This window comes from Nonomuraea sp. CA-141351 (assembly GCF_050944675.1).
Classification (GTDB): Bacteria; Actinomycetota; Actinomycetes; order Streptosporangiales; family Streptosporangiaceae; genus Nonomuraea.
On the sequence record NZ_CP191982.1, the window covers coordinates 3,692,225 to 3,711,875 of the forward strand.

Below are 19,651 nucleotides of genomic sequence, written 5' to 3' on the forward strand. Positions count from 1 at the left end.
GCTGTGGTCTTCCCTCTGCCTCTTCCTCGGGCGTGTCTTTCAGTTCCTGGTCCTGCTGGGTCGCGATGATCGGGCCAAGGCAGCGGAGATCGTGGTGCTTCGTCATCAGGTTGCCGTATTGCTCCGTCAAGTGAACCGGCCCGATCTCCATCCGGGGGATCGGGCCGCGCTCGCGGCCTTGTTACGGCTGATTCCTCGCCCGTCGTGGGATGCCTTCTTCCTCACTCCCGCGACGTTGCCGCGCTGGCACCGTGCCCCAGTGACGCGCCGGTGGACCTACCGGTCCAAGCGCCCGGGCCGTCCCTCTACCCGCGCGGACGTCCGGGAGGCGGTGTTGCGCCTGGCCCGGGAGAATCCCTCATGGGGCTACCAGCGCATCAGCGGTGAACTGGCCGGAGCCGGCCTTCGGATACCGCCCAGCACCGTGCGCGACGGCTGTTGCCGCTCTCGTTCCCGCCGCCTCGCTCGTGCTTGTCATAACCGAGATGGTCAGTGATTTCGCCCTCGAGCGCGGACTCCAGCACCAGCTTCGTCAGCCAGCCCAACAACCCGTTCTCACCGACCAGTTCCACGCCCTCGGCGCGGTGCGGGTGCCGAAAATTCATCCGTGCAGGCCAGCGCTGGATGGTGATTACGTACCTCGAGTCTCGGGGGCGTGAGGTCTGCACCGCCGCGGCATGATGATCTGAGCGAATGAACGCGATCATGGAGTGGTGGATGCGGTCGTGCCGCCGCGAGTTGCTTGACCGCTGCCTGCTCTGGAACGAACGCCACCTGCGCGTGAGTACGAAGAGTTCTACAACCGGCACCGCGCCCACCAAGCCCTTCTCCACGAGTACTCACATGCCGCTTGAACTGCACGGATGGAATTTCCGGCAGGCGCAGTGGCAGGGTGGGCGGGGCTTGAACCCACGGCCCACGGATATGAGTCAGGGACCTCGTTCCCGGCCGAGGAAGCACGACAGGAGTCGCCTGAAGTCGTGCGGGTGTTCGAGCGCCGGCACGTGCCCGCACCGGCCGAGCACGTGCAGACGGACATCGGCCAGGTGCTCGAGGAGGGGCAGGGCTGCCGTCCGGAGCGGGGTGACCCGGTCCTCGGCACCGTGGATGAGCAGCACGGGCGCGCGCACCCCTGCCAGCGTTCGTGCCGAGAGGGTGAGGTCGTCGGCCCAGCGTGCCCTGGGTGGAGGGAACAACGACGCGAATGCGGCCGCCCCGGCTCGCATCGCGGCCGCACGGGCGGCGACGGCCGACTCGGTCACGAGCGCCTGGTCGAGGACGAGCCGACTCAACATGTCTCGTGCCCCGAGCGGGTCGGCAGGGGCGGCCCAGATCGCGTCGAGCTCGGCGGACAGCGGTGCCCCGGGGGCGCCCATCGTCGAGACCGCCACGACATGGGTGACCTGCCGGGGACGCGCGGCCGCCAACGCCAGCGCCACGGCGCCGCCCATGGAGTGGCCCACCACGGCGTAGTGCTCGGCACCGAGAGCATCCATCAGGCCCGCGGCCTGCTCCGTCCACAGCCGGAGCCCGCCCCTGGAGCCGGCCGGGAGCGGTGTGCGGCCGAACCCCGCCTGGTCAGGAGCCACCAGGTGCCAGGACGCGCCCAGCGCCTGTGCCGTCGTTGCCCAGGCGCCGGATCCGGTCGTACCGGGTCCGGAGCCGTGCAGCATCAGCACCGCGGGCCCGGTGCCGCTCTCCATGACGTGAACGGGGGAGCCGTCGACTGTGACGGTCCGGGATGCCGTCACCGGGACGGGCCAGGTGCGCTCATGCCGATGCGGAGTTGATGGACTTCGAGAAGACCTCCATCATCGCCCTGCCGAATTTCGGCATGTCCGGCCACCCCCTGCAGGAGACGAGGTTGCCGTCCACGACGTCGGGAGCGTCGATGACCGTCGCGCCCGCGTTCTCCATGTCACCGGTGATGGGCGGGAAGCACGCCGTCTTGCGGCCCTTCAACAGCCCGTACACAGCCGGCACCTGCGCGCCGTGGCACACCAGCGCGATCGGGAGGTTGCGCGCGAAGAAGTGTTCGGTGATGCGCCTGACGTCGGCGTCGACCCGGATCCACTCGGGGGCACGTCCCCCGGGGATGATGAGGGCGTCATAGCGCTCGACGTCGACCTCGGCCCAGGGTACGTCGACCGGCAACTTCCGGCCGTTCTTCTCCACGTAGGCGTCGGAGTTGGGGTCGAACTCGTGGATGACCAGCTGAACGTCACGCATCGTCCGTGACGAGACGTCGACGTCCCAGCCGCCCTCCTGTACGCGATAGTAGGGATACATGGTGTCGAGCTCCTCGGCGGCGTCGCCGGTCAGGAGCAGCGCTCTGGGCACCTGCTTCTCCTCGCATCGGGGGCGGGTGAGATGGATCCAATCCGATCCGATCGGGTTGACTTAGCATTCCCCGGCCCGGCCCGCCCGTCAAGCCTCCACCACCATTCCGTCCGCGCCCTCGGCCTCGTCGAACAATCGCCGGAACCGCTCGCCGGACCGCAGGATGTGCCGGCGCATGGCGTAGGCGGCGGCGTCGGGGTCACGCGCGGCGATCGCGGTCAGGACTTCTTCGTGCTCGGCCATGGCCAGGTGAGTGACCTGGGTGTCGTGGAGAAGCCGGAACAGGTGCACGTGCGTGTGCAGGCGGGCGAGCGCTTCGCGGATGACCTGGTTCTCCGCGCTCAGGGCGACGAGATCGTGAAAAGCGGCGTCGCGCAGCCCGAAGGCGCCATAGGCCATGAGCCCGTCGCCTCCCTCCAGCTCCGCCATCTCCTCCAGCAGCCGCCGCAGACCGGCCACCTGCTGCAAGGATGCGCGTTCGGCGGATCGGCGCGCCGCCGCCGGCTCGAGGAGCAGGCGGACCTCGAGCATGTCCTCGAATCGGTGACGGGTGATCTGGGGGGGAATGCGATAGCCGGCGTGAGGCACACGCACGACCAGGCCCTCGGCCTCCATGCGGTTCAGAGCGTCCCGGATCGGCGTCTGTGAGACCCCCAGCTCTCGCGCCAGGGCGTCGATCGTGACGCGGGAGCCCGGCTCGATCCGTAGCGACATCATCTGTCCGAGCAGCGTGTCGTACACCTCGTCGGCGAGCCGGCCGCGAGATCTTCCCCGCGGGATTCCGCCCGTCATGGCCCCACGGCGCCGCGCGATCATCGCTTCGTCGTCCATCGTCACGTGAGGTCCTTTCTTGCGTCTTCGGGAACCTGCCGGCATCGGTCGCGGTATTGCGGGATGTTGACGCTCCCACTCGGATCGTATAGGAAAGGTGGCGGACGCCAGCCATCCTTCACCCATCGGGGAATCGCCCGCCATCGCTCCGCTTCGATCAGTTGGAGCTCTTATGAGCATGCTCGACGTCCTCTTCGGTTCGCCTTCGGGCCGTACCAGGACCCGAAGGACTTCCCGACTGCTTGAAGCCCCATGAAGTCGCGGCGTACTCGTGACGCCGGTCTGCTGATCAGCCCCTGCGACAGCCGGCAACACGCCTGACCAACCCAGCAACTGCTCGGCGAAGCACGCGGCAAGGCTCCACAAATCCCCCCAGAAAGCAGGCAAGAAGATGCGGTATCCCAAGCGAACAGGACGATTGTCGGTTCCCGGTCGAAAGGCGCGGCTGGCTACGGCGGCCATGTTAGTGGCCACGACCGTGGCGGCTTGCGGCGGTCAGGACGGCAGCGCCCCCAAGGCGCCGTCGACCATCCCGGAGCTCACCAAGGATCCGCTGACCCTCAGCTTCATCTGGTTCGACTGGCCCCCCGCCCACGCGCTGGAAGCCTTCGCGAACGCGGAGTACACCAAGGGGCGGCCGAACGTGACCATCAAGGTCAAGACCGTGCCGAACGCGAACTGGCACGACGCGATGTTCACCCAGTTCGCCGCACACAAGACCGACTTCGACATCCCGATCCTGGACTCGCAACACATCGGCGAGGCCGTGACGAACGGCAACATCCTCGACATCACCGACTTCGTCAAGAAGAACATCGACGTCAAGGCCTACAACCCGTACCTTCTGGCGGCCTACGGCCAGTTCCCCCAGGCGGAGACCGGGAAGCGCGACGAAAACGCCAGCCTGTACGGACTGCCGCTGCTCGGCGACACCTGGACGATGATCTACCGTAAGGACCTGATCGGCGACAAGCCACCGCAGACCTGGGACCAGATGATCTCAGTCGCCGAGAAGTGCCAGGCGGACAACCCTGGCGTCAGCGGGCTGGCCTTCCACCAGGCCAACGGCTCCGACGCCGCGGCCGTAACCTACAACACGGTCAACGGCGTCTACGGCGGCAACCTCTGGGACCCCAAGACGCGCAAGATCGACGGCGTCCTCAACGACGCCGCGGGCCAGGAGGCGATGGACGTCCTGGTCAACAAGATGAAGCCGCTGACCGCCAAGGGCTCCGGCAACTGGTTCATCGACGAGGTGAACGCGGCGGTCGCCCAGGGCAAGGCCTGCATCGCGTTCAACTGGATCGCCGCGAGCGGCGGCCTGCTCGACCCGAAGCAGTCGACGCTCGGCACCACGCGGGAGCAGATTCTCGACAAGCTGGGCTTCGCCACCCTGCCGAGCCAGAAGACGAACCTGGTGCCTCTCGGCGGCATGGGGATGCACGTGTCGGCCTACTCGCCCGAGGCGAACCAGGCGGAGGCCCTGAACTTCATGAAGTGGTTCGAGCAGGGTGACATCCAGAAGAAGTGGGCCGCGGCGGGTGGCGTGCCATCGCGTACGGACGCCCTGGAGTCGCCCGAGTTCCTCAACGCCCAGCCGTTCAACCAGGTGTACACCGACTCGGTTCCGCGGATGCGGGACATGTGGAACGTGCCCGAGTACGCGCGCCTCGTCGACATCGAGAACACCAACGTGAACGCGGCTCTCAACGGCGCGAAGGCGCCGAAGGCCGCGCTCGACGACATCGCCAAGCAGCAGCAGGGCGTGCTCAACGCCAGCAGCGGCAAGGGCGGCGGCGGACTGTGAGTGACTCCGCCCCTCTGACGACCGACCACCCCGGGCAGGTGGCGTCCGCGACGCCGCCCGCACCGGGCAGGTCCCGCCGCTTGAGCGACCGCGGGCTCGCCGTGGCCTTCACCTCTCCCGCGCTGCTGCTGTTGCTCGCCATGTCGGTGTTCCCGTTGCTGTGGGCGTTGTACCTGTCCTTCACCGACTACTCGGCCACTCGCGGGGGGCCCGCCCAGTTCCTCTGGTTCGAGAACTACACCGCCATCCTGACTTCGCCGCAGGTCCACCAGAGGGCCCTGACGACGTTGATCTACGTGGCCGGCGCGGTCACCCTGCAGACCGTGCTCGGTTTCACCATCGCCTACCTGATCTCACGGCGCACGCACGGACGAGGACTGCTGACCACCCTGTTCCTGGTTCCGATGATGCTGTCGCCGGTCGTGGTCGGGCTGTTCTGGCGATTCATGCTCGACGCGCAATTCGGCGTGATCAACAGCATGCTCGGCTCGCTCGGCCTGGGGCAGGTGGAGTGGCTCACCCGGCAGCGAACGGCACTGATCTCCCTGATCCTGGTCGACACCTGGCAATGGACGCCGTTCATCATGCTCATCGCACTCGCGGGCCTCACCGCGGTTCCCAAGTACCTGTACGAGGCCGCCGCGATCGATCGGGCGTCCGAGTGGTTCCAGTTCCGCACCATCACTCTTCCGCTGGTGTGGCCGCTGCTCCTCATCGCCGTGTTGTTCAGGGCCATCGAGGCCTTCCGGCTGTTCGACCTTGTCTACATCCTCACCAGCGGAGGCCCGGGGGTCTCCACCGAGACGTTGTCGTTCCACGTCTACAAGGTCGCGTTCCTGGGCTTCAACACCGGAACCGCCTCGGCGTACGGGATTCTCATGGTCCTCATCGTCATCGTCCTTACGCAGCTCTACCTGCGCTACTTGAACAAGCTCAAGGAGGACTGATGGCCCTCTCCGTCGACGAGGCCGTGTCCACAGGTTCAGCCCGGGATCACACGCCCCCCTCGCGCCGCTTCGGCGGCCGGGGCCGCGCCGTGCTGGAGGTCGCGCTGCTGACCGTGCTGGCCATCGTGATGCTCTTCCCGGTGCTGTGGATGATCGAGACGTCCATCAAGGAGAACCGGGACGTCTACGCCATCCCGGCCAAGTTCTTCGACTTCAAGGTCACCATGGAGCACTTCAAGGACGTGTTCGTCGCCTCCGGCGGCGGTCGTTCGACCTTGTCCGCTTCGTTCCTCAACTCCGTCCTGGTCGCCGGGGTCTCCACGGCGCTGGCCACCGTGCTGGGGGTCCCGGCGGCCTGGGCCTACTCACGCTTCGCCGTGAAGGCCAAGAAGGACCAGCTGTTCTTCATCCTGTCCACCCGCTTCATGCCGCCCGTGGTGGTCGTGATCCCGATCTTCCTCATGTACCGCCAAGTCGGGCTCATCGACACCAAGCTCGGCCTGATCCTCATCTACACCGCCTTCAACGTCCCGTTCACGATCTGGATGATGAAGGGGTTCGTCGACGAGGTGCCCGCGGAGTACGAGGACGCCGCCATGCTCGACGGCTACACCCGCTTGCAGGCGTTCTGGCGGTTCACCCTTCCCCTGCTCCTGCCCGGCATCGCCGCGACGGCGGTCTTCGCACTCATCTTCTCCTGGAACGAGTTCGTGTTCGCCATCTTCCTCACCTCCAGTGACGACGTGCGGACGGCCCCGCCCGCCATCGCCGGCCTCATCGGCGGAACCACAGTGGACTGGGGTCTCGTGGCCGCCGCCTCCGTGGTGTTCGCCCTGCCGGTGCTCGTCTTCGCCTACCTGGTGCGCAAGCACCTCGTCGCCGGTGTGACGCTCGGGGCGGTGCGACGCTGATGGCGGGCATCGAGGTGAGCGCCCTGCACAAGCGCTACCCGGACGGGACGGTCGCAGTCGATCACGTAGACCTGTCCATCCGCGACGGAGAGCTGTTCGTGATGCTCGGCCCTTCGGGTTGCGGCAAGACGACCACGCTGCGAGCCGTAGCCGGCCTGGAAAGGCAGACGACGGGCGACATCCGCATCGGCGACACGCTGGTCAACGACCTGCCGCCCGCCGACCGCGACATCGCCATGGTGTTCCAGTTCTACGCTCTCTACCCGCACCTGAGAACCCGCGACAACCTGGCGTTCCCGCTGCGGGCCGAGGGACTGCCCAAGGCGGAGGTGCGCAAACGGGTCGACGAGGCCGCCCGGCTGATGCGGCTCGGTCCGCTCCTGGACCGGCGACCGCACCGGCTGTCCGGCGGGGAGCAGCAGCGCGTCGCGCTCGCCCGCGCCCTGGTGCGACGACCGCGCGCATTCCTCATGGACGAACCCCTCACCAATCTGGACGCGGAGCTGAGGGCGGACATGCGCACGGAGATCAAGCACCTGCAGGGGGAGCTGGGGACGACGATGGTCTACGTCACTCACGACCAGGTCGAGGCGATGTCGCTCGGCCACAGAATCGCCATCCTCAACAAGGGCCGCGTCGAGCAGATCGGCACGCCGCTGGAAGTCTACGACCGTCCGGCGAGTCTTTTCTGCGCCGCGTTCATCGGCTCCCCGCCGATGAACCTGATCGAGGTGGAGGTGGCCGACGGGAAGCTGCGCAGTCAGGGCGGGCTGGCCCTCACGCCACCGCCGGGCCTGCCGCGCGACCGTCGCCTTGTCGCGGGCGTCCGGCCGGAGGCGCTGGAAGTCACGGAACCAGGGGCGGAATGTTCGGTCCCGGCCCGCGTGGTCTCGGCGGAGTGGCTGGGCGACGAGATCATCTACGTGGTCGACCACGACGGACAGCGCGACGTACGGGTTCGGATGCCACCGACTGTCCGTTTCACCGCTGACGCACCGGTCGGGCTGCGGCACACCGGCGGGCCCCCGCCGGTCTACGACGTGAGCACGGAAGAGCTGGTGGCCTGATGGGAACCGTGGCAGTGCGCGGGCTGTGCAAGTCCTTCGGCAAAGTCCAGGCCCTGGACGGGGTGACGCTGGACATACCGGACGGCTCGTTCTTCGTCGTGCTCGGACCCTCCGGGGCAGGCAAGACGACGACCCTGCGAGCGATCGCCGGCCTTGAGAAGCTTGACGCCGGGTCGGTGCACCTGGACGGGAGGGACGCGACCGGTGACAGCCCGGCCGCACGCGACCTGGCCATGGTCTTCCAGAACTACGCCCTCTACCCGCGGCACACGGCGTACGAGAACATCGCTTCGCCGCTGCGGGCACGCCGCTGTTCCTCGAGCGAGATCGCCGCTGCCGTCGAGCGGATGTCGAGCCTGCTGCACATCGAACGTCTGCTGCAGCGTCGTCCCGCGCAGTTGTCGGGTGGTGAGATGCAGCGGGTCGCCCTGGCCCGGGCGCTGGTCCGTCGTCCGCGCGCGTTCCTCATGGACGAGCCGCTGACGAACCTCGACCTCAAGCTCCGCGTCGAGATGCGCACCGAGCTCACCCGCATCCACCGGAGCCTCGGAGCGACCTTCGTCTACGTGACCAACGACCAGGTCGAGGCCCTGTCCATGGCCGACCAGGTCGCGGTACTCAAGGAGGGAAAGGTGCAACAGGTCGGAACGCCGGCCGAGGTGTACGAGCGTCCGGCCAACCAGTGGGTCGCGGGATTCGTCGGTAGCCCGCCGATCAGCCTGCTCGCCTGCCACGCCGAGGGAGATCGTCTGGTCGGCGCGGAAGGCTGGACGCTGCCGCGGCCCCGCTGGACCACGGCTGAGGACGGTCGTCCGCTGCTGCTGGGCCTGCGCGCGGAGGACCTGTCCGTCGAGCAGCGTGGGGACGCGTCGTTGCCGGGTGAGCTCTACGGCCTTGAGCCGCTCGGTGACCGGACGGTGGTCGACGTCCGGGTGGGGACGGAGATCCTCAAGGTCAAGGCACGAACCACCGTCACCGGCACGCCGGGCGAGCGGCTGCTTGTCACGGTCGACCTGGACCGTGCGCACCTGTTCGATGCGGACACCGGGCTGGCGCTGTCCGAGGCCGGAAGGTGATCGCGCAGGACGGCGAGGTCAATCGCTGAGGTCACGCCGGACATCACCGAGAACATCACAGGAGACGACGCAATGAGTGACCCGATGAACGTCCTGGCCCCCGAGCACCGGCGGCTCCGGATCGGCGACGCCTGGCGCGACGCTGCCGGCGGAGCCACCTTTACCGTCGAGGACCCGGCCACCGGCAAGACCATCGCCGAGGTGGCGGACGCCGACGTCGTTGACGGGCTCGCCGCTCTGGACGCGGCGAGCAAGGCAATGGCGGAGTGGGCGGCGACCCCACCGCGAAAACGGTCGGAGTTGCTGACCGCGACGTACCGGGCACTGACCGAGCGATCCGAAGAGGTCGCCCGGCTGATAACGCTCGAGATGGGCAAGCCGCTCGCGGAGGCTCGCGGAGAGGTGGCCTACGGCGCCGAGTTCTTCCGCTGGTTCGCCGAGGAGGCGGTGCGCGTGGAGGGGCGCTACAACACCGCTCCCGCCGGTGGATATCGCATCCTCACCGTGCCGAGGCCGGTCGGACCGTGCGTCTTCGTGACGCCATGGAACTTTCCGCTGGCCATGGGCGCCCGCAAGATCGCTCCTGCGCTGGCGGCGGGCTGCACGACGATCACCAAGCCGGCGGCCCAGACGCCCCTCACCATGCTGTTCCTGGCCCGCATCATGGAGGAGGCCGGTGTTCCTCCGGGCGTCGTCAACGTCGTGACGACCAAGCGTGCCGGCGAGGTGGTCTCGGCGCTGCTGGCCGACCGTCGGACCCGCAAGCTTTCGTTCACCGGGTCGACCGAGGTCGGGCGCGTTCTGCTCCGGCAGGCGGCGGACAAGGTGCTGCGCACCTCCATGGAACTGGGCGGCAACGCGGCCCTGATCGTGTGTGCCGACGCGGACCTGGACGTCGCGCTCGACGGTGCCATGGTGGCCAAGATGCGCAACCTCGGGGAGTCCTGCATCGCGGCCAACCGCATCTACGTCGAGGAGCCGGTGCACGAGGAGTTCACGGCACGCTTCGCCAAGAGGATGGGCGCGCTCTCGGTGGGCCATGGTCTGGACGACGGCGTGGACGTCGGAGCGCTGATCGACGAGGCCTCGGTCACCAAGATCGACGAGCTCGTCGCCGACGCCGTCGATCGCGGAGCCCGTGTCCTGGTGGGCGGCGAGCGCCCGGATGGGCCGGGCCACTTCTACCCGCCCACGGTCCTCGTCGACGTGCCCGACGACGCGCGGATGCTGGAGACGGAAATCTTCGGCCCGGTGGCCCCGATCATCTCGTTCACGTCCGACGACGAGGTGATCGCGAAGGCCAACGACACCGAGCACGGCCTGGCCGGATACGTCTTCACCCGTGACCTCCAGCGGGCGCTCCGGTTCGCCGAGCGGCTGGAGACGGGCATGCTCGGCATCAACCGCGGTCTGATCTCGGACCCGTCAGCTCCGTTCGGAGGGGTGAAGCAGTCCGGGATCGGCAAGGAGGGGTCGCACGAGGGCATCCTCGAGTATCTCGACGTCACCTACGCGGCGATCGACCTACCGTGACCGGCCTTCTGCTCCGGGCGCCCGCCGGGGATCACCGCGCCCTGCCCGCACATGACCTGACCGGCCTCCACCCGTGGGGCGGGACCCTGACCATGGCCGGCACGGACCCGCCGGCACCCCGGGACGCCGCCGACTCCGCCGGCGTGCGCGCCCGCGCCACCCGGCAGCCCACCTTGCCGACGCCGTCCCGGTCTCGCAGGTGACCCGGACGTCCGCCCGGCACATCACCGCCGACGTTCCAGAGAGGCACTGACATGCTTGAGACCGTCCGCGGACCACGCCAGCTGATAGTGGGCGAAGGGGTCGCGCAGAACATCCCACGAGTGGTGGCCGAGTGTGGCTCGCGAGTCCTCATCGTGACCGACCGGGTTCTTCTGGGGCAGCCGGGCGTGGCCGAGATCGTGGCCGCCGTACGGGAGAAGGTCGAAGTCGTCGGGGTGTTCGCCGACGCGACCCCGGACGTGCCACTCACCGATGTCGCCCTGGCCGTCTCGGCCGCCGCGGAGGTGGACGCCGACGTCATCCTCGCCATCGGGGGCGGCACGGTGATCGACCTCGCCAAAATCGTCGGCGTCATCCGGTGCCACGGCGGGACGCCGCGCGACTTCTACGGGGAGTCGAAGGTGCCGGGGCCGACGACGCCTCTCGTCGCGGTCCCGACGACATCAGGCACCGGCTCCGAGCTCACGCCCGTCTCGGTGCTGACCGACCCGGACCGCGAGCTGAAGGTGGGGGTCTCCAGCGTCCACATCGTGCCCGACTTCGCCATCGTAGACCCCGAGCTCACCTACACCTGCCCGGCGACCGTCACTGCCCACTCCGGCATCGACGCGTTCTGCCACGCGGTGGAGAGCTACACCGCGCGACCCCGGGCCCACGGACCGCGCGACCCGGTGGAACAGGTCTTCCTCGGCCGCAACCCGATCACCGATCACTACGCGCTCCTGGCCGCGGAGCGGATCGCCCGCAGCTTGCCCCATGTCGTCAGGGACGGAGGCGACAAGGACGCGCGCGCGGACATGTCCTATGGGTCCATGCTGGCCGGGCTCGCGTTCTCCCACGCGGGCAACGCGGCTCCGCACGCGCTCCAGTACCCCATCGGCGCAGCCACCCACACACCGCACGGCCTGGGCGTCGGGCTGCTGCTGCCCTACGCGCTGGACGCGGCCAGGGATGCCATCGGCGACCGGTTGGCCATCCTCGCCGGGGTGTGCGGGCTCGACGTGACCGACGCCTCGGATGCCGAGGCCGCGGATACGTTCCTCACCTGGCTCGACGGGCTCCTTGCCGACATCGGCATTCCTGCTACCTTGGCGGACATCGGCGTGGCACGCGCCGACCTCCCGCGCTTCGCGGAGATGGCCGGTGGCGTCACCCGCTTGATCCAGAACCATCCAGGCCCGACCGACACCGCCAGCCTGACCGCGATCCTCGAAGCGGCCTGGCTAGGGGACCGGACCCGACTTTCCCTGACTCCGAAGCAGAGACAGTGACGGGCCTTTCACATGACGACGAGTCCGCTTGCCCTCCCCGGGCATCGGAATCGTCGGCTACTGATCCACCGCAGTCGATCACATCCTCCCTCGACCGGGTGAGCGTGGCCGAGCAGGTCGTCGCTGCCGGACGGCCTGGACACCACGATCGGCCAGGAAGGGCACCAACTGTCCGGCGGCGAGCGGCAGCGCCTGGGGGTGGCGAGGGCGCTGCTCGCCGACTGGCAGGTGCTCGTTGCCCACGAAGTCACGAGCGCGCTCGACGGCGTCACCTCCGACCAGGTGCATGAGGCGCGCGGGTGGGGCCTGGCAATTGCTCCGCCCAGCCCGGGAAGGTGTCGTCTTTCAGGCCGAACGCGATCAGCGTGCGGTCATGAGCGACGAGTTCTATGATCAGGTTCGTCCTGATGGCCGAAATACGGAGAAGACGTCAGCCTCATGCGCCGCGCCATGCTCCTTCTGGGTGGTTTCGCCCTGGTCATCGGCGCGTTCGTCCTCTTCTACCGGGGTCCGGGACAACCGTTCATTCGCGGTTACGTGAGCGACGTCAGCGCCACCATGCTGGTCTACGCGCTCTTGGGCCTGTTGTGGCGCACCACCGCCGCACGCCGCGCCCTGGCCACAGCCGCGATCGCCGCCGCCGTCGAGATCTATCAGACGGTCGGTATGACGCCGCCGGGCATCGGCGGTGTCCTGGTCGGCGCGTTCCCCGACCCATGGGACCTGGTCGCCTATGCCATCGGTGTGGTCACGGCCCTGGCCTGGGAATGCCGAATGGGCCGATCCGGCGATCAGGTCGGCCGACTTTCGGACACCACCCCACCGGCACACTGACGGTACGGATACATCAGGACAAGCTGGCAGCCCGTGCGGTGCTCGGCACAGGGCTCGCGGTGCCAGCCCGGAACTCGCGGTCTCCTTTCGGTCTCCCACCTTTCCCGTGACTTTGGCCCCGGTGAATAGGCGCAGGTCAAACGCATGGGTAGCGAGAGAGTGGAAATCACCCTCCTGCGGCCCAGAAGCAATAAGTTCGCAGGTCAGAACCCTAGTCGAGGACGTCCTCCGGCATGGGCCACGGTAGTGCTGGGAGCAGATCCACCAGCTGCTGGGCAAGGGTGTCGGCCTGCTGGAATGCGCACGCCGCCTGAACCTGTCGCGGGGCACCGTCAAGCGCTACGCCCGCACCCACAAGCTCGAGGCTTTACGCCGCGCACCGCGCTACCGGCCCACGCTCGTCGATGGCCTGCGACCACACGGTGTGCCACTCCGTCATGTCGAAAAGGACATCGCTCCTGTCCACGGAAGAAGGAGCCGCGACGCCCATGACAGGCCCGCACGAACCCGGCCCGGCCGGCTGGGTGGCCCAGTGCTCATGTGGCCGGGCAGGTGTGCTGGTGCAGGCCCGGGCCGACGTCGACGGTGGTTCCGTCCGGGAGGGTGAGGGTGGCGCGGGTGCCGGGCGGGACGGTGGCGGTGAGGTGGAACGTGCCGTCGTCGATCCTCCAGCGGCTGGTGATACCCCCGTAGGGGCAGTCGAGCTGGGCTTCGGCGGAGGTGAGGCCGCCGCCGGGTTGGGGATGGATGTCGAAGTGCCGGTAACCCGGCGCGTCGTCGCGCGGCCGGATGCCGGCGGTGTAGCGGTGCAGGAAGGAAATGACCGCACCCTTGCTGTAGTGATTCTGGGACGATTTCGGGGTGCCGTCGTCGGCGATGGCGTCCCAGTCCTCCCAGATCGTGGTGGCGCCGCGGTCGATCATCGCGAGCCAGGACGGGACGCTGTCCTGGAACAGCAGTTCGTAGGCGACGTCGAGGTGGCCGGTGTCGGCGAGCACCGGCAGGAGGAACGGCGTGGCGAGGAACCCGGTGCCCAGGTGCGTGCCGGCCGCGCGGATCAGCTCGACCAGGCGCAGCGCGGTCTGCTTGCGCAGTCGCGGCGGCACGAGACCGAAGGCGAGCGCGCGCACGTGGGTGGCCTGGGTGTCGACGGTCAGCGTGTCGTCGGCACGGATGAACTCCGCCCGCCACGCGGCCAGGACGTTGTCCGCGTAGGCCGCGTAGCGGGCCTCGTCGGTGTCCTTGCCCAGCACCGCGGCAGTGCGGGCTAGCAGCTTCGCGGACAGGTGGAGGTACGCGGTGGCCACGATCCCCTGGTCGATGGCCCAGAACGGCTGATCCTGCTGCGGCTCGGTCCATTCCCCCCAGTGGAAGCCCGTGTCCCACAGGTACTCCTCGTGCGGAGCCGGTTGCGGGCGGGCGGCGGCACGCTCGGGATGGCGGCCCTCGCGGGCGCGGGTGGCGGCGAAATCGACCCATCGGGTCATGGACGCGTACTGCTCGGCCAGAATGCGCTCGTCGGCGTAGGCGAGGTAGGTCTGCCAGGGCACGATGGCGGCGGCGTCACCCCATCCGGCGGACCCGTTCATGTAGGTGTAGGTCTCGTCCGCGCGCCGGTCGCGGCCCGGTTCCGGGGCCCAGTTGGGGACGCGTCCGTCCGGCCACTGGTCGGCCGCGAGGTCACGCAGCCACTTGATCGAGAACCCGGCGACGTCGTACAGGAACGCGGCGGTGGGCAGGAAGATCTGCCAGTCGCCGGTGAAGCCGGCGCGTTCGCGGGTGGGGCAGTCGGTGGGGATGTCGCAGGCGTTGCCGCGAAAGCTCCACACCGCCGCCTCGTGCAGCCGGTTGATCCGTTCGTCGCTGCACGTGAACCAGCCGGTGCGGCGCAGGTCGGTGTGGACGACCACGGCTTCGACGTCCGGTGGCCCGTCGTGGCCCTCGACGCGCACGTAGCGGAAGCCGTGCGTGGTGTGGCGCGGCTCGAACACCTCGCCGCCCGCGGCGGTGACCCGGTCCTGCTGCCCGGTGTCGAGCTTCGTCCCGGTGGCGTGGTCCACGGCCGCCAGGTGGTCCATGGTGAGGTCGCCGTCGGGGCCGAGTGCCTCCCCGTGGGTCAGGGTGACCTGCCCGGGCGGTGCGCTCAGCCGTACCCAGCCGCTGATGGTCTGCCCGAAATCCACCACCTGCACGCGGGGACGCGGGCTGGTGATCGCCACTGGCGTGAGGGTTTCGATCCGGCGGACGGGCGGGGCGGGGCTGGTGGTCAGCCTGCCCTCGGCCGTCAGGTCCGGCAGCCTCACCTTCTGCCAGGCACTGACGTCCAGCCCGGGGCGCGACCAGCCCGGGATCGCACGGGAGAAATCGCTCTCCTGGCCGTCCATGAGGTCGGCGGCGACGATCTCCCCGGTGGTCGAGCGCCAGTCCGGGCCGGTACCGATCACCGTGTCACCGGCGTGGAGTTCGGCGAGGAAGGCAGTGCGCGTGCCGTACCCGTCGGGGATCCGCTCGTAGCCGGTCCGTCCCCGGTACCAGCCGTCCGACAGCACCGCGCCGATGACGTTGGATCCCGCGCGCAGCTGCGCGCCGACGTCATAGGTCTGCACGTGCAGGCGGGAGTGGTAGGCGGTGAAGCCCGGCGTGACTTCCTGGTCGCCGACGCGCACGCCGTTGACGAACACCTCGTAGACGCCGTGGGCCGTGGCGTACAGGCGTGCCCGGGCAGGCACGGCGTCGAGGGTGAACTCGTGCCGCAGCAGGTAGGCGGGGCGTCTGCCGGGCTCGGGTGTGCTGTCCTCGGCCGGTTCGATCCAGCGGGCCGTCCAGGCGCCGATCGTCCGCTCCCAGAACGAGGTCGCGGACCAGCCGCTCTCGCCGAGATCGGTCCAGACCTTGACCTGCCAGGTCACCCGCTGACCGGCGGCCGGTTCCGGCCCGACGTAGGGAACCAATAGGCTCCGGTCACTCTCGATCCGGCCGGAGTCCCAGTCCTGGGTGCGGATCCGGTAAGCGAGCTGATGGGTCGATCCTGCGGGCAGCCACCAGGACAGGCACGGCCGGGCGACGTCTGTGCCCAGCGTTTCGCCGAGGTGGTCCACCCTCAGCCGGCTCGGCGTGTTCACTGGGGCCTCCGGCTCAGCTCGATCATCTCCTGCACGGCCTCATCCGGGAGCTGCACCCCCATGGGGCTGAGGAACTGGTGCATGGGCAGCGACTCGATCATCTTGAGCAGGTCCTGGTGCTCGGCGGCCACGGCCTGCTGCTCCTCGGTCATGGTGGCGGCGATGTGTCGCATGAGCACCGGGCCCACCTGCGGGTGGGCGAACCATTCTCCGACGCTGGAGTCCATGGTGAGCTCCTTGGCGATCACTTCACCGGCGAGCTTGATCGTCTCCTCGACGACGATCGCCGAGGCGTTCTCACCGATCTGAACGGTGTAGTCGCCCGGCGCGACCAGCCAGCGGCCCTCCTTGATGTCCCAGTAGGCGAAGGCACGGGCGTCCAGGTCGAAGGTCACGGTCGTGGACCGGCCGGGTTCGAGGCCGATCTTGGTGAAGGCGCGCAGCTCGCGAGCCGGGCGACGGACCGGTCCGGCCTGCGTGGCGACATAGAGCTGGACGACGTGCTTGCCGTACCGCCTGCCGGTGTTGGCGACGGTGACGGAAACGCGCGCGCTGTCGTCGCCGGTGGCCCGCACCGTGAGGTCGCTGACAGCGAAAGTCGTGTACGTGAGCCCGTGGCCGAAGGGATAGCGGACCGGCCGCCCGGCCGTCTCGTGGTTGCGGTAACCCACCATGACGCCCTCGCCGTAGCGGACCACGTCCTGCTCACCGGGAAAGTTCAGGTAACTGGCGGTGTCCTGCAGACGCGTCGGGATGGTCTCCGCCAGCCGCCCGGAGGGCGCGGCGACGCCGAACAGCAGATCGGCGATCGCGCCCCCGCCCGCCTGGCCGAGCAGCCACCCCTCCAGAATGGCGTCCACCTCGTCGTGCCAGCCCTCCAACGACACCACCCCGCCGTTGGACAGGACCACGACGGTACGGCGGGCCGCGGCGGCGGTGGCGCGGATCAGCTCGACCTGTTCCGCGGGCAGATCGATGCCCGCCCGGTCGTACCCCTCCGATTCGTCGAGGTCGGCCAGCCCGGCGAAGACGATCGCCAGGTCGGCGTTGTCGGGGTCGGAGGTGATGACCCGGTCGCCGGCGAGCCTCCTGATCTCCTCCAGCGGGCTGTCGACGCGGGTGGGGGTGACGTGGGAGCTGCCACCGCCCTGGAACCGCGGCTCGGCGGCGAAGGGCCCGAGGACCGCGATCGTCTGTACTTCCGGCCTGATAGGCAGGGTGTCACCGTCGTTCTTCAGCAGCACGGCGCATTCGGCGGCCAGCTCGCGGGCCAGCGCGTGATGGGCATCGACGTCGAACGCGGCAGGCTCCGGCCGCCAGGAGCGCGCCATGGCACGCACCCGCGCGACGGAGCGGTCGACGACCGCCTCGTCGAGCTCGCCGTCCCGGACGGCTTGGACGATCGTGGCGTCGTTCGCGGGGTTGCCGGGCATCTCCAGGTCCAGCCCCGCCTTCAGCGCCGCGACCCGGTCGTTGACGGCGCCCCAGTCGGAGACCACGACGCCGTCGAACCCCCATTCCTCGCGCAGTACCCGGGTGAGCAGCCAGGGATGCTGGCTGGCGTAGAGGCCGTTGACCTTGTTGTAAGCGGCCATGACCGTCGCGGGTCTGGCTTGCTTGACGACGCGTTCGAAGGACGGCAGGTAGGTCTCGCGCAGGGTGCGCTCGTCGATCTCGGCGCTGACCCGCATGCGGCCGGTCTCCTGGTTGTTGGCCGCGAAGTGCTTGACCGACGCGCCGACGCCGCCCGCCTGCAGCGCCTTGACATGGGCGGTGGCCAGCACGCCGGTGAGCAGCGGGTCCTCGGAGTAGTACTCGAAGTTGCGCCCGCACAGCGGCGAGCGCTTGATGTTCACACCCGGCCCCAAGCTGACTTGGACGTCCAGCGCGCGAGCCTCGATGGCCACGGCGGCGGCCAGGCGGCCGGCGACGGCCGGATCCCAGCTGGAGCCGACCGCCACCGCGGGAGGAAAGCAGGTGGCGGGCAGACTCTCGTGGATGCCGACGTGGTCGGCTTCCCGAGTCTGCCGGCGCACGCCGTGCGGGCCGTCGCTCAGCACGGCGGAGGGCACGTCGCCGACCGGCTTGGTGCTCCAGAAATCCCGGCCGGACAGCAGGGATACCTTGTCTTGCAGGTTCATGAGAGGGCTTCCTTCAGGTCGTTGCGCAGTTCGCCGGAGACGCCGGGGATGAACGCGAGGGGAGTACGCGGCGGCCTCAGGTCACGGCCGGCCGCTCCTCAGCGGACGGATTTGATGCGAAGGACGATCAGGCCGCCGGCCAGCGTGCAGGCGGCGGCCACGAGGTAGAGCAACGTGTAGTTCTTCTCCGCGCCGCCCGCTCCGACGGCCAGGAGCAGGGGCGCGAGGAACGGCGCGGCGGATTGCGGTATGGAGGTGGCGAAGCCGAAGACGCCCAGGTAGCGGCCCGCGTGGGTCTCCCGCTCGGGCAGCACGTCGAGGGCGAGGGCCTGGTCCACGGCGGAGAACACGCCCAGGCCCAGCGAGCTGATGATCGATCCGGTGAAGAGCAGCGGGACGTCGGACGACAGCGCTATGGTGACCGTGCCCAGGGCATAGATCACGCCGGCGCCCAGGACGAACACGCGGCGGCGGCGCAGCTTGTCCGACAGGAAGCCGCCGCCCAGCGCGCCTCCGGCGGTGGCCAGCACGCCGATGCCGGAGATCGCCGCGATGGTGCCCGCGACCTGTTCGACGGTGACGCCCAGCCGGGAGGCGAAGAAGAAGGCGGTGAAGGTGGTGTTGAGCGTGAGCCCGAAGTAGAAGGCGAAGCGGCCCAGCCAGTTGAGGGAGAAGTCGGGAAAGCGCCGGACGCTCCAGGTGTACTTCAGCAGCAGCGACCGGGCGGTCAGCGGCTCGGCGGCGGGCAGGCCGCGGCTGTCGGCCTCGCCGACCAGCCAGACGAACAACAGCACGGACAGTACGCCGACCCCGCCGGGGACGAGGAACAGCAGCAGGGGATCCCCGCCCAGGACTCCGGCCAGGGCGACTCCCGCAACCGGTGCGACCAGCGTGGCGAAGCCGCACAGCCCGGCCACCTTGCCGCGCTGTTCCTCGGGTAGCCGGTCGGCCTGGGAACTGTTCAATCCGCCGAAGGTGGTGCCCCAGCCGAGCTGGGCCAGTACCCAGCCGGCGCCGAGGACGAGGACGCTGGGCGCCGTCGCCATGACGACGAGGGAGATGACGCCCAGCAGCATGCCGCCGATGATGAAGGGACGGCGGCGGCCCAGCCGGGTGCGGGTGCGGTCGCTCCACGTGCCGGACAGGGGTCCGATCAGGAGCGGCACGAGAGCGCCGATGCCGGTGATGTAGCCGAGATACTCCTCGCGTCCGGGTGCGAGCTGGCTGACCTTGACGGACAGGGAGATGGCCAACGGCGTGATGAAGGCCAAGAAGACCCCGAACTGGCCCAGGACCATCAACCAGATGTATCGAGGGCCCACTCTCGGGAGGGTGGGTGCTGGCGACGCGCTGCCACCGGGGTGCAGGCTCATGTGGACCCCACAGAGGGAGAAGGCGGAGATGTGTCCCGGATGTTAACCACCGCTACTAACACGTGCAAGTACGATCCGGAACTTCATTCTGGGAAGACGCCGCGTTCGGTCTGGTGAGCCGGTTCTGTGGGTCGCCGAAGGCCGGGTGGTCGATGGCGCCACCCTGTCCGGCGATC

The 19,651-nt window shown here is 69.0% G+C and carries 16 protein-coding genes and 2 pseudogenes; 11 read left to right on the forward strand and 7 right to left on the reverse strand.

What is annotated here, in order from left to right; genetic code table 11:
* Nucleotides 1–431 precede the first annotated feature (431 nt).
* From ACQPWU_RS17480 to ACQPWU_RS17495, 4 genes and pseudogenes are all read right to left on the reverse strand, one after another.
* Nucleotides 432–584 (reverse strand): annotated as a pseudogene (locus ACQPWU_RS17480) (IS256 family transposase); the annotation flags it as partial.
* A gap of 345 nt (nt 585–929) precedes the next feature.
* Nucleotides 930–1,703 carry an alpha/beta fold hydrolase gene (locus ACQPWU_RS17485; protein ID WP_433441246.1) on the reverse strand — a complete coding sequence of 258 codons (774 nt, stop codon included), beginning with the start codon at nt 1,701–1,703 and terminating at the stop codon, nt 930–932.
* Nucleotides 1,704–1,770: 67 nt separating this feature from the next.
* A complete protein-coding gene (locus tag ACQPWU_RS17490) occupies nt 1,771–2,340 on the reverse strand; it encodes a DJ-1/PfpI family protein (protein ID WP_185074998.1) in 570 nt (189 codons plus the stop codon).
* Nucleotides 2,341–2,427: 87 nt separating this feature from the next.
* Nucleotides 2,428–3,171, reverse strand: a complete 744-nt coding sequence (locus ACQPWU_RS17495; RefSeq protein ID WP_433445227.1) for a GntR family transcriptional regulator — start codon at nt 3,169–3,171, stop codon at nt 2,428–2,430.
* A 460-nt stretch (nt 3,172–3,631) separates the two neighbouring features.
* Between ACQPWU_RS17495 and ACQPWU_RS17500 the strand changes: the two genes are divergently transcribed.
* From ACQPWU_RS17500 to ACQPWU_RS17550, 11 genes and pseudogenes are all read left to right on the forward strand, one after another.
* Nucleotides 3,632–4,978 (forward strand): extracellular solute-binding protein, encoded by a 1,347-nt coding sequence (locus ACQPWU_RS17500; protein WP_433441248.1) that lies wholly within the window; start codon nt 3,632–3,634, stop codon nt 4,976–4,978.
* Nucleotides 4,975–5,925 carry a carbohydrate ABC transporter permease gene (locus ACQPWU_RS17505; protein ID WP_433441250.1) on the forward strand — a complete coding sequence of 317 codons (951 nt, stop codon included), beginning with the start codon at nt 4,975–4,977 and terminating at the stop codon, nt 5,923–5,925. The genes ACQPWU_RS17500 and ACQPWU_RS17505 overlap by 4 nt, the downstream gene beginning before the upstream one ends.
* Nucleotides 5,925–6,836: a carbohydrate ABC transporter permease gene (locus ACQPWU_RS17510; protein WP_433441252.1), complete on the forward strand. Its 912-nt coding sequence runs from the start codon at nt 5,925–5,927 to the stop codon at nt 6,834–6,836. The genes ACQPWU_RS17505 and ACQPWU_RS17510 overlap by 1 nt, the downstream gene beginning before the upstream one ends.
* A complete protein-coding gene (locus ACQPWU_RS17515; RefSeq protein ID WP_433441254.1) occupies nt 6,836–7,903 on the forward strand; it encodes an ABC transporter ATP-binding protein in 1,068 nt (355 codons plus the stop codon). The genes ACQPWU_RS17510 and ACQPWU_RS17515 overlap by 1 nt, the downstream gene beginning before the upstream one ends.
* Nucleotides 7,903–8,979: an ABC transporter ATP-binding protein gene (locus ACQPWU_RS17520; RefSeq protein ID WP_433441256.1), complete on the forward strand. Its 1,077-nt coding sequence runs from the start codon at nt 7,903–7,905 to the stop codon at nt 8,977–8,979. Before ACQPWU_RS17515 ends, ACQPWU_RS17520 begins: the two co-directional genes overlap by 1 nt.
* Nucleotides 8,980–9,051: 72 nt before the next feature.
* Entirely contained in the window at nt 9,052–10,512 is a 1,461-nt protein-coding gene (locus tag ACQPWU_RS17525) for an NAD-dependent succinate-semialdehyde dehydrogenase (RefSeq protein WP_433441258.1), read from the forward strand.
* Nucleotides 10,509–10,715: a hypothetical protein gene (locus ACQPWU_RS17530; protein WP_433441260.1), complete on the forward strand. Its 207-nt coding sequence runs from the start codon at nt 10,509–10,511 to the stop codon at nt 10,713–10,715. Before ACQPWU_RS17525 ends, ACQPWU_RS17530 begins: the two co-directional genes overlap by 4 nt.
* A gap of 51 nt (nt 10,716–10,766) precedes the next feature.
* Nucleotides 10,767–12,005 carry an iron-containing alcohol dehydrogenase gene (locus tag ACQPWU_RS17535; RefSeq protein ID WP_433441262.1) on the forward strand — a complete coding sequence of 413 codons (1,239 nt, stop codon included), beginning with the start codon at nt 10,767–10,769 and terminating at the stop codon, nt 12,003–12,005.
* 123 nt (nt 12,006–12,128) lie between these two features.
* A complete protein-coding gene (locus tag ACQPWU_RS17540; RefSeq protein ID WP_433445228.1) occupies nt 12,129–12,398 on the forward strand; it encodes an ATP-binding cassette domain-containing protein in 270 nt (89 codons plus the stop codon).
* Nucleotides 12,399–12,443: 45 nt separating this feature from the next.
* Nucleotides 12,444–12,839, forward strand: a complete 396-nt coding sequence (locus tag ACQPWU_RS17545) for a DUF2809 domain-containing protein (protein WP_433441264.1) — start codon at nt 12,444–12,446, stop codon at nt 12,837–12,839.
* A 250-nt stretch (nt 12,840–13,089) separates the two neighbouring features.
* Nucleotides 13,090–13,260 (forward strand): annotated as a pseudogene (locus ACQPWU_RS17550) (ISL3 family transposase); the annotation flags it as partial.
* Between the two features lie 115 nt (nt 13,261–13,375).
* Here the strand turns inward: ACQPWU_RS17550 and ACQPWU_RS17555 are convergent.
* From ACQPWU_RS17555 to ACQPWU_RS17565, 3 genes are all read right to left on the reverse strand, one after another.
* Nucleotides 13,376–15,961, reverse strand: a complete 2,586-nt coding sequence (locus tag ACQPWU_RS17555) for a family 78 glycoside hydrolase catalytic domain (protein ID WP_433441265.1) — start codon at nt 15,959–15,961, stop codon at nt 13,376–13,378.
* Complete coding sequence (locus tag ACQPWU_RS17560) at nt 15,958–18,102, reverse strand: glycoside hydrolase family 3 C-terminal domain-containing protein (protein WP_433441267.1); 2,145 nt, start codon at nt 18,100–18,102, stop codon at nt 15,958–15,960. The genes ACQPWU_RS17555 and ACQPWU_RS17560 overlap by 4 nt, the downstream gene beginning before the upstream one ends.
* Before the next feature lie 98 nt (nt 18,103–18,200).
* Nucleotides 18,201–19,424, reverse strand: coding sequence for an MFS transporter (locus ACQPWU_RS17565; RefSeq protein WP_433441269.1), 1,224 nt, complete (start codon nt 19,422–19,424; stop codon nt 18,201–18,203).
* Between the last annotated feature and the right edge of the window lie 227 nt (nt 19,425–19,651).

Bases quoted from the DNA above. Each gene is read 5' to 3' on its own strand.
- ACQPWU_RS17485 (WP_433441246.1), bottom strand. From the start codon at position 1,703: ATGGAGAGCGGCACCGGGCCCGCGGTGCTGATGCTGCACGGCTCCGGA.
- ACQPWU_RS17495 (WP_433445227.1), bottom strand. From the start codon at position 3,171: ATGGACGACGAAGCGATGATCGCGCGGCGCCGTGGGGCCATGACGGGC.
- ACQPWU_RS17500 (WP_433441248.1), top strand. From the start codon at position 3,632: ATGTTAGTGGCCACGACCGTGGCGGCTTGCGGCGGTCAGGACGGCAGC.
- ACQPWU_RS17510 (WP_433441252.1), top strand. From the start codon at position 5,925: ATGGCCCTCTCCGTCGACGAGGCCGTGTCCACAGGTTCAGCCCGGGAT.
- ACQPWU_RS17515 (WP_433441254.1), top strand. From the start codon at position 6,836: ATGGCGGGCATCGAGGTGAGCGCCCTGCACAAGCGCTACCCGGACGGG.
- ACQPWU_RS17520 (WP_433441256.1), top strand. From the start codon at position 7,903: ATGGGAACCGTGGCAGTGCGCGGGCTGTGCAAGTCCTTCGGCAAAGTC.
- ACQPWU_RS17525 (WP_433441258.1), top strand. From the start codon at position 9,052: ATGAGTGACCCGATGAACGTCCTGGCCCCCGAGCACCGGCGGCTCCGG.
- ACQPWU_RS17535 (WP_433441262.1), top strand. From the start codon at position 10,767: ATGCTTGAGACCGTCCGCGGACCACGCCAGCTGATAGTGGGCGAAGGG.
- ACQPWU_RS17545 (WP_433441264.1), top strand. From the start codon at position 12,444: ATGCGCCGCGCCATGCTCCTTCTGGGTGGTTTCGCCCTGGTCATCGGC.
- ACQPWU_RS17560 (WP_433441267.1), bottom strand. From the start codon at position 18,102: ATGAACCTGCAAGACAAGGTATCCCTGCTGTCCGGCCGGGATTTCTGG.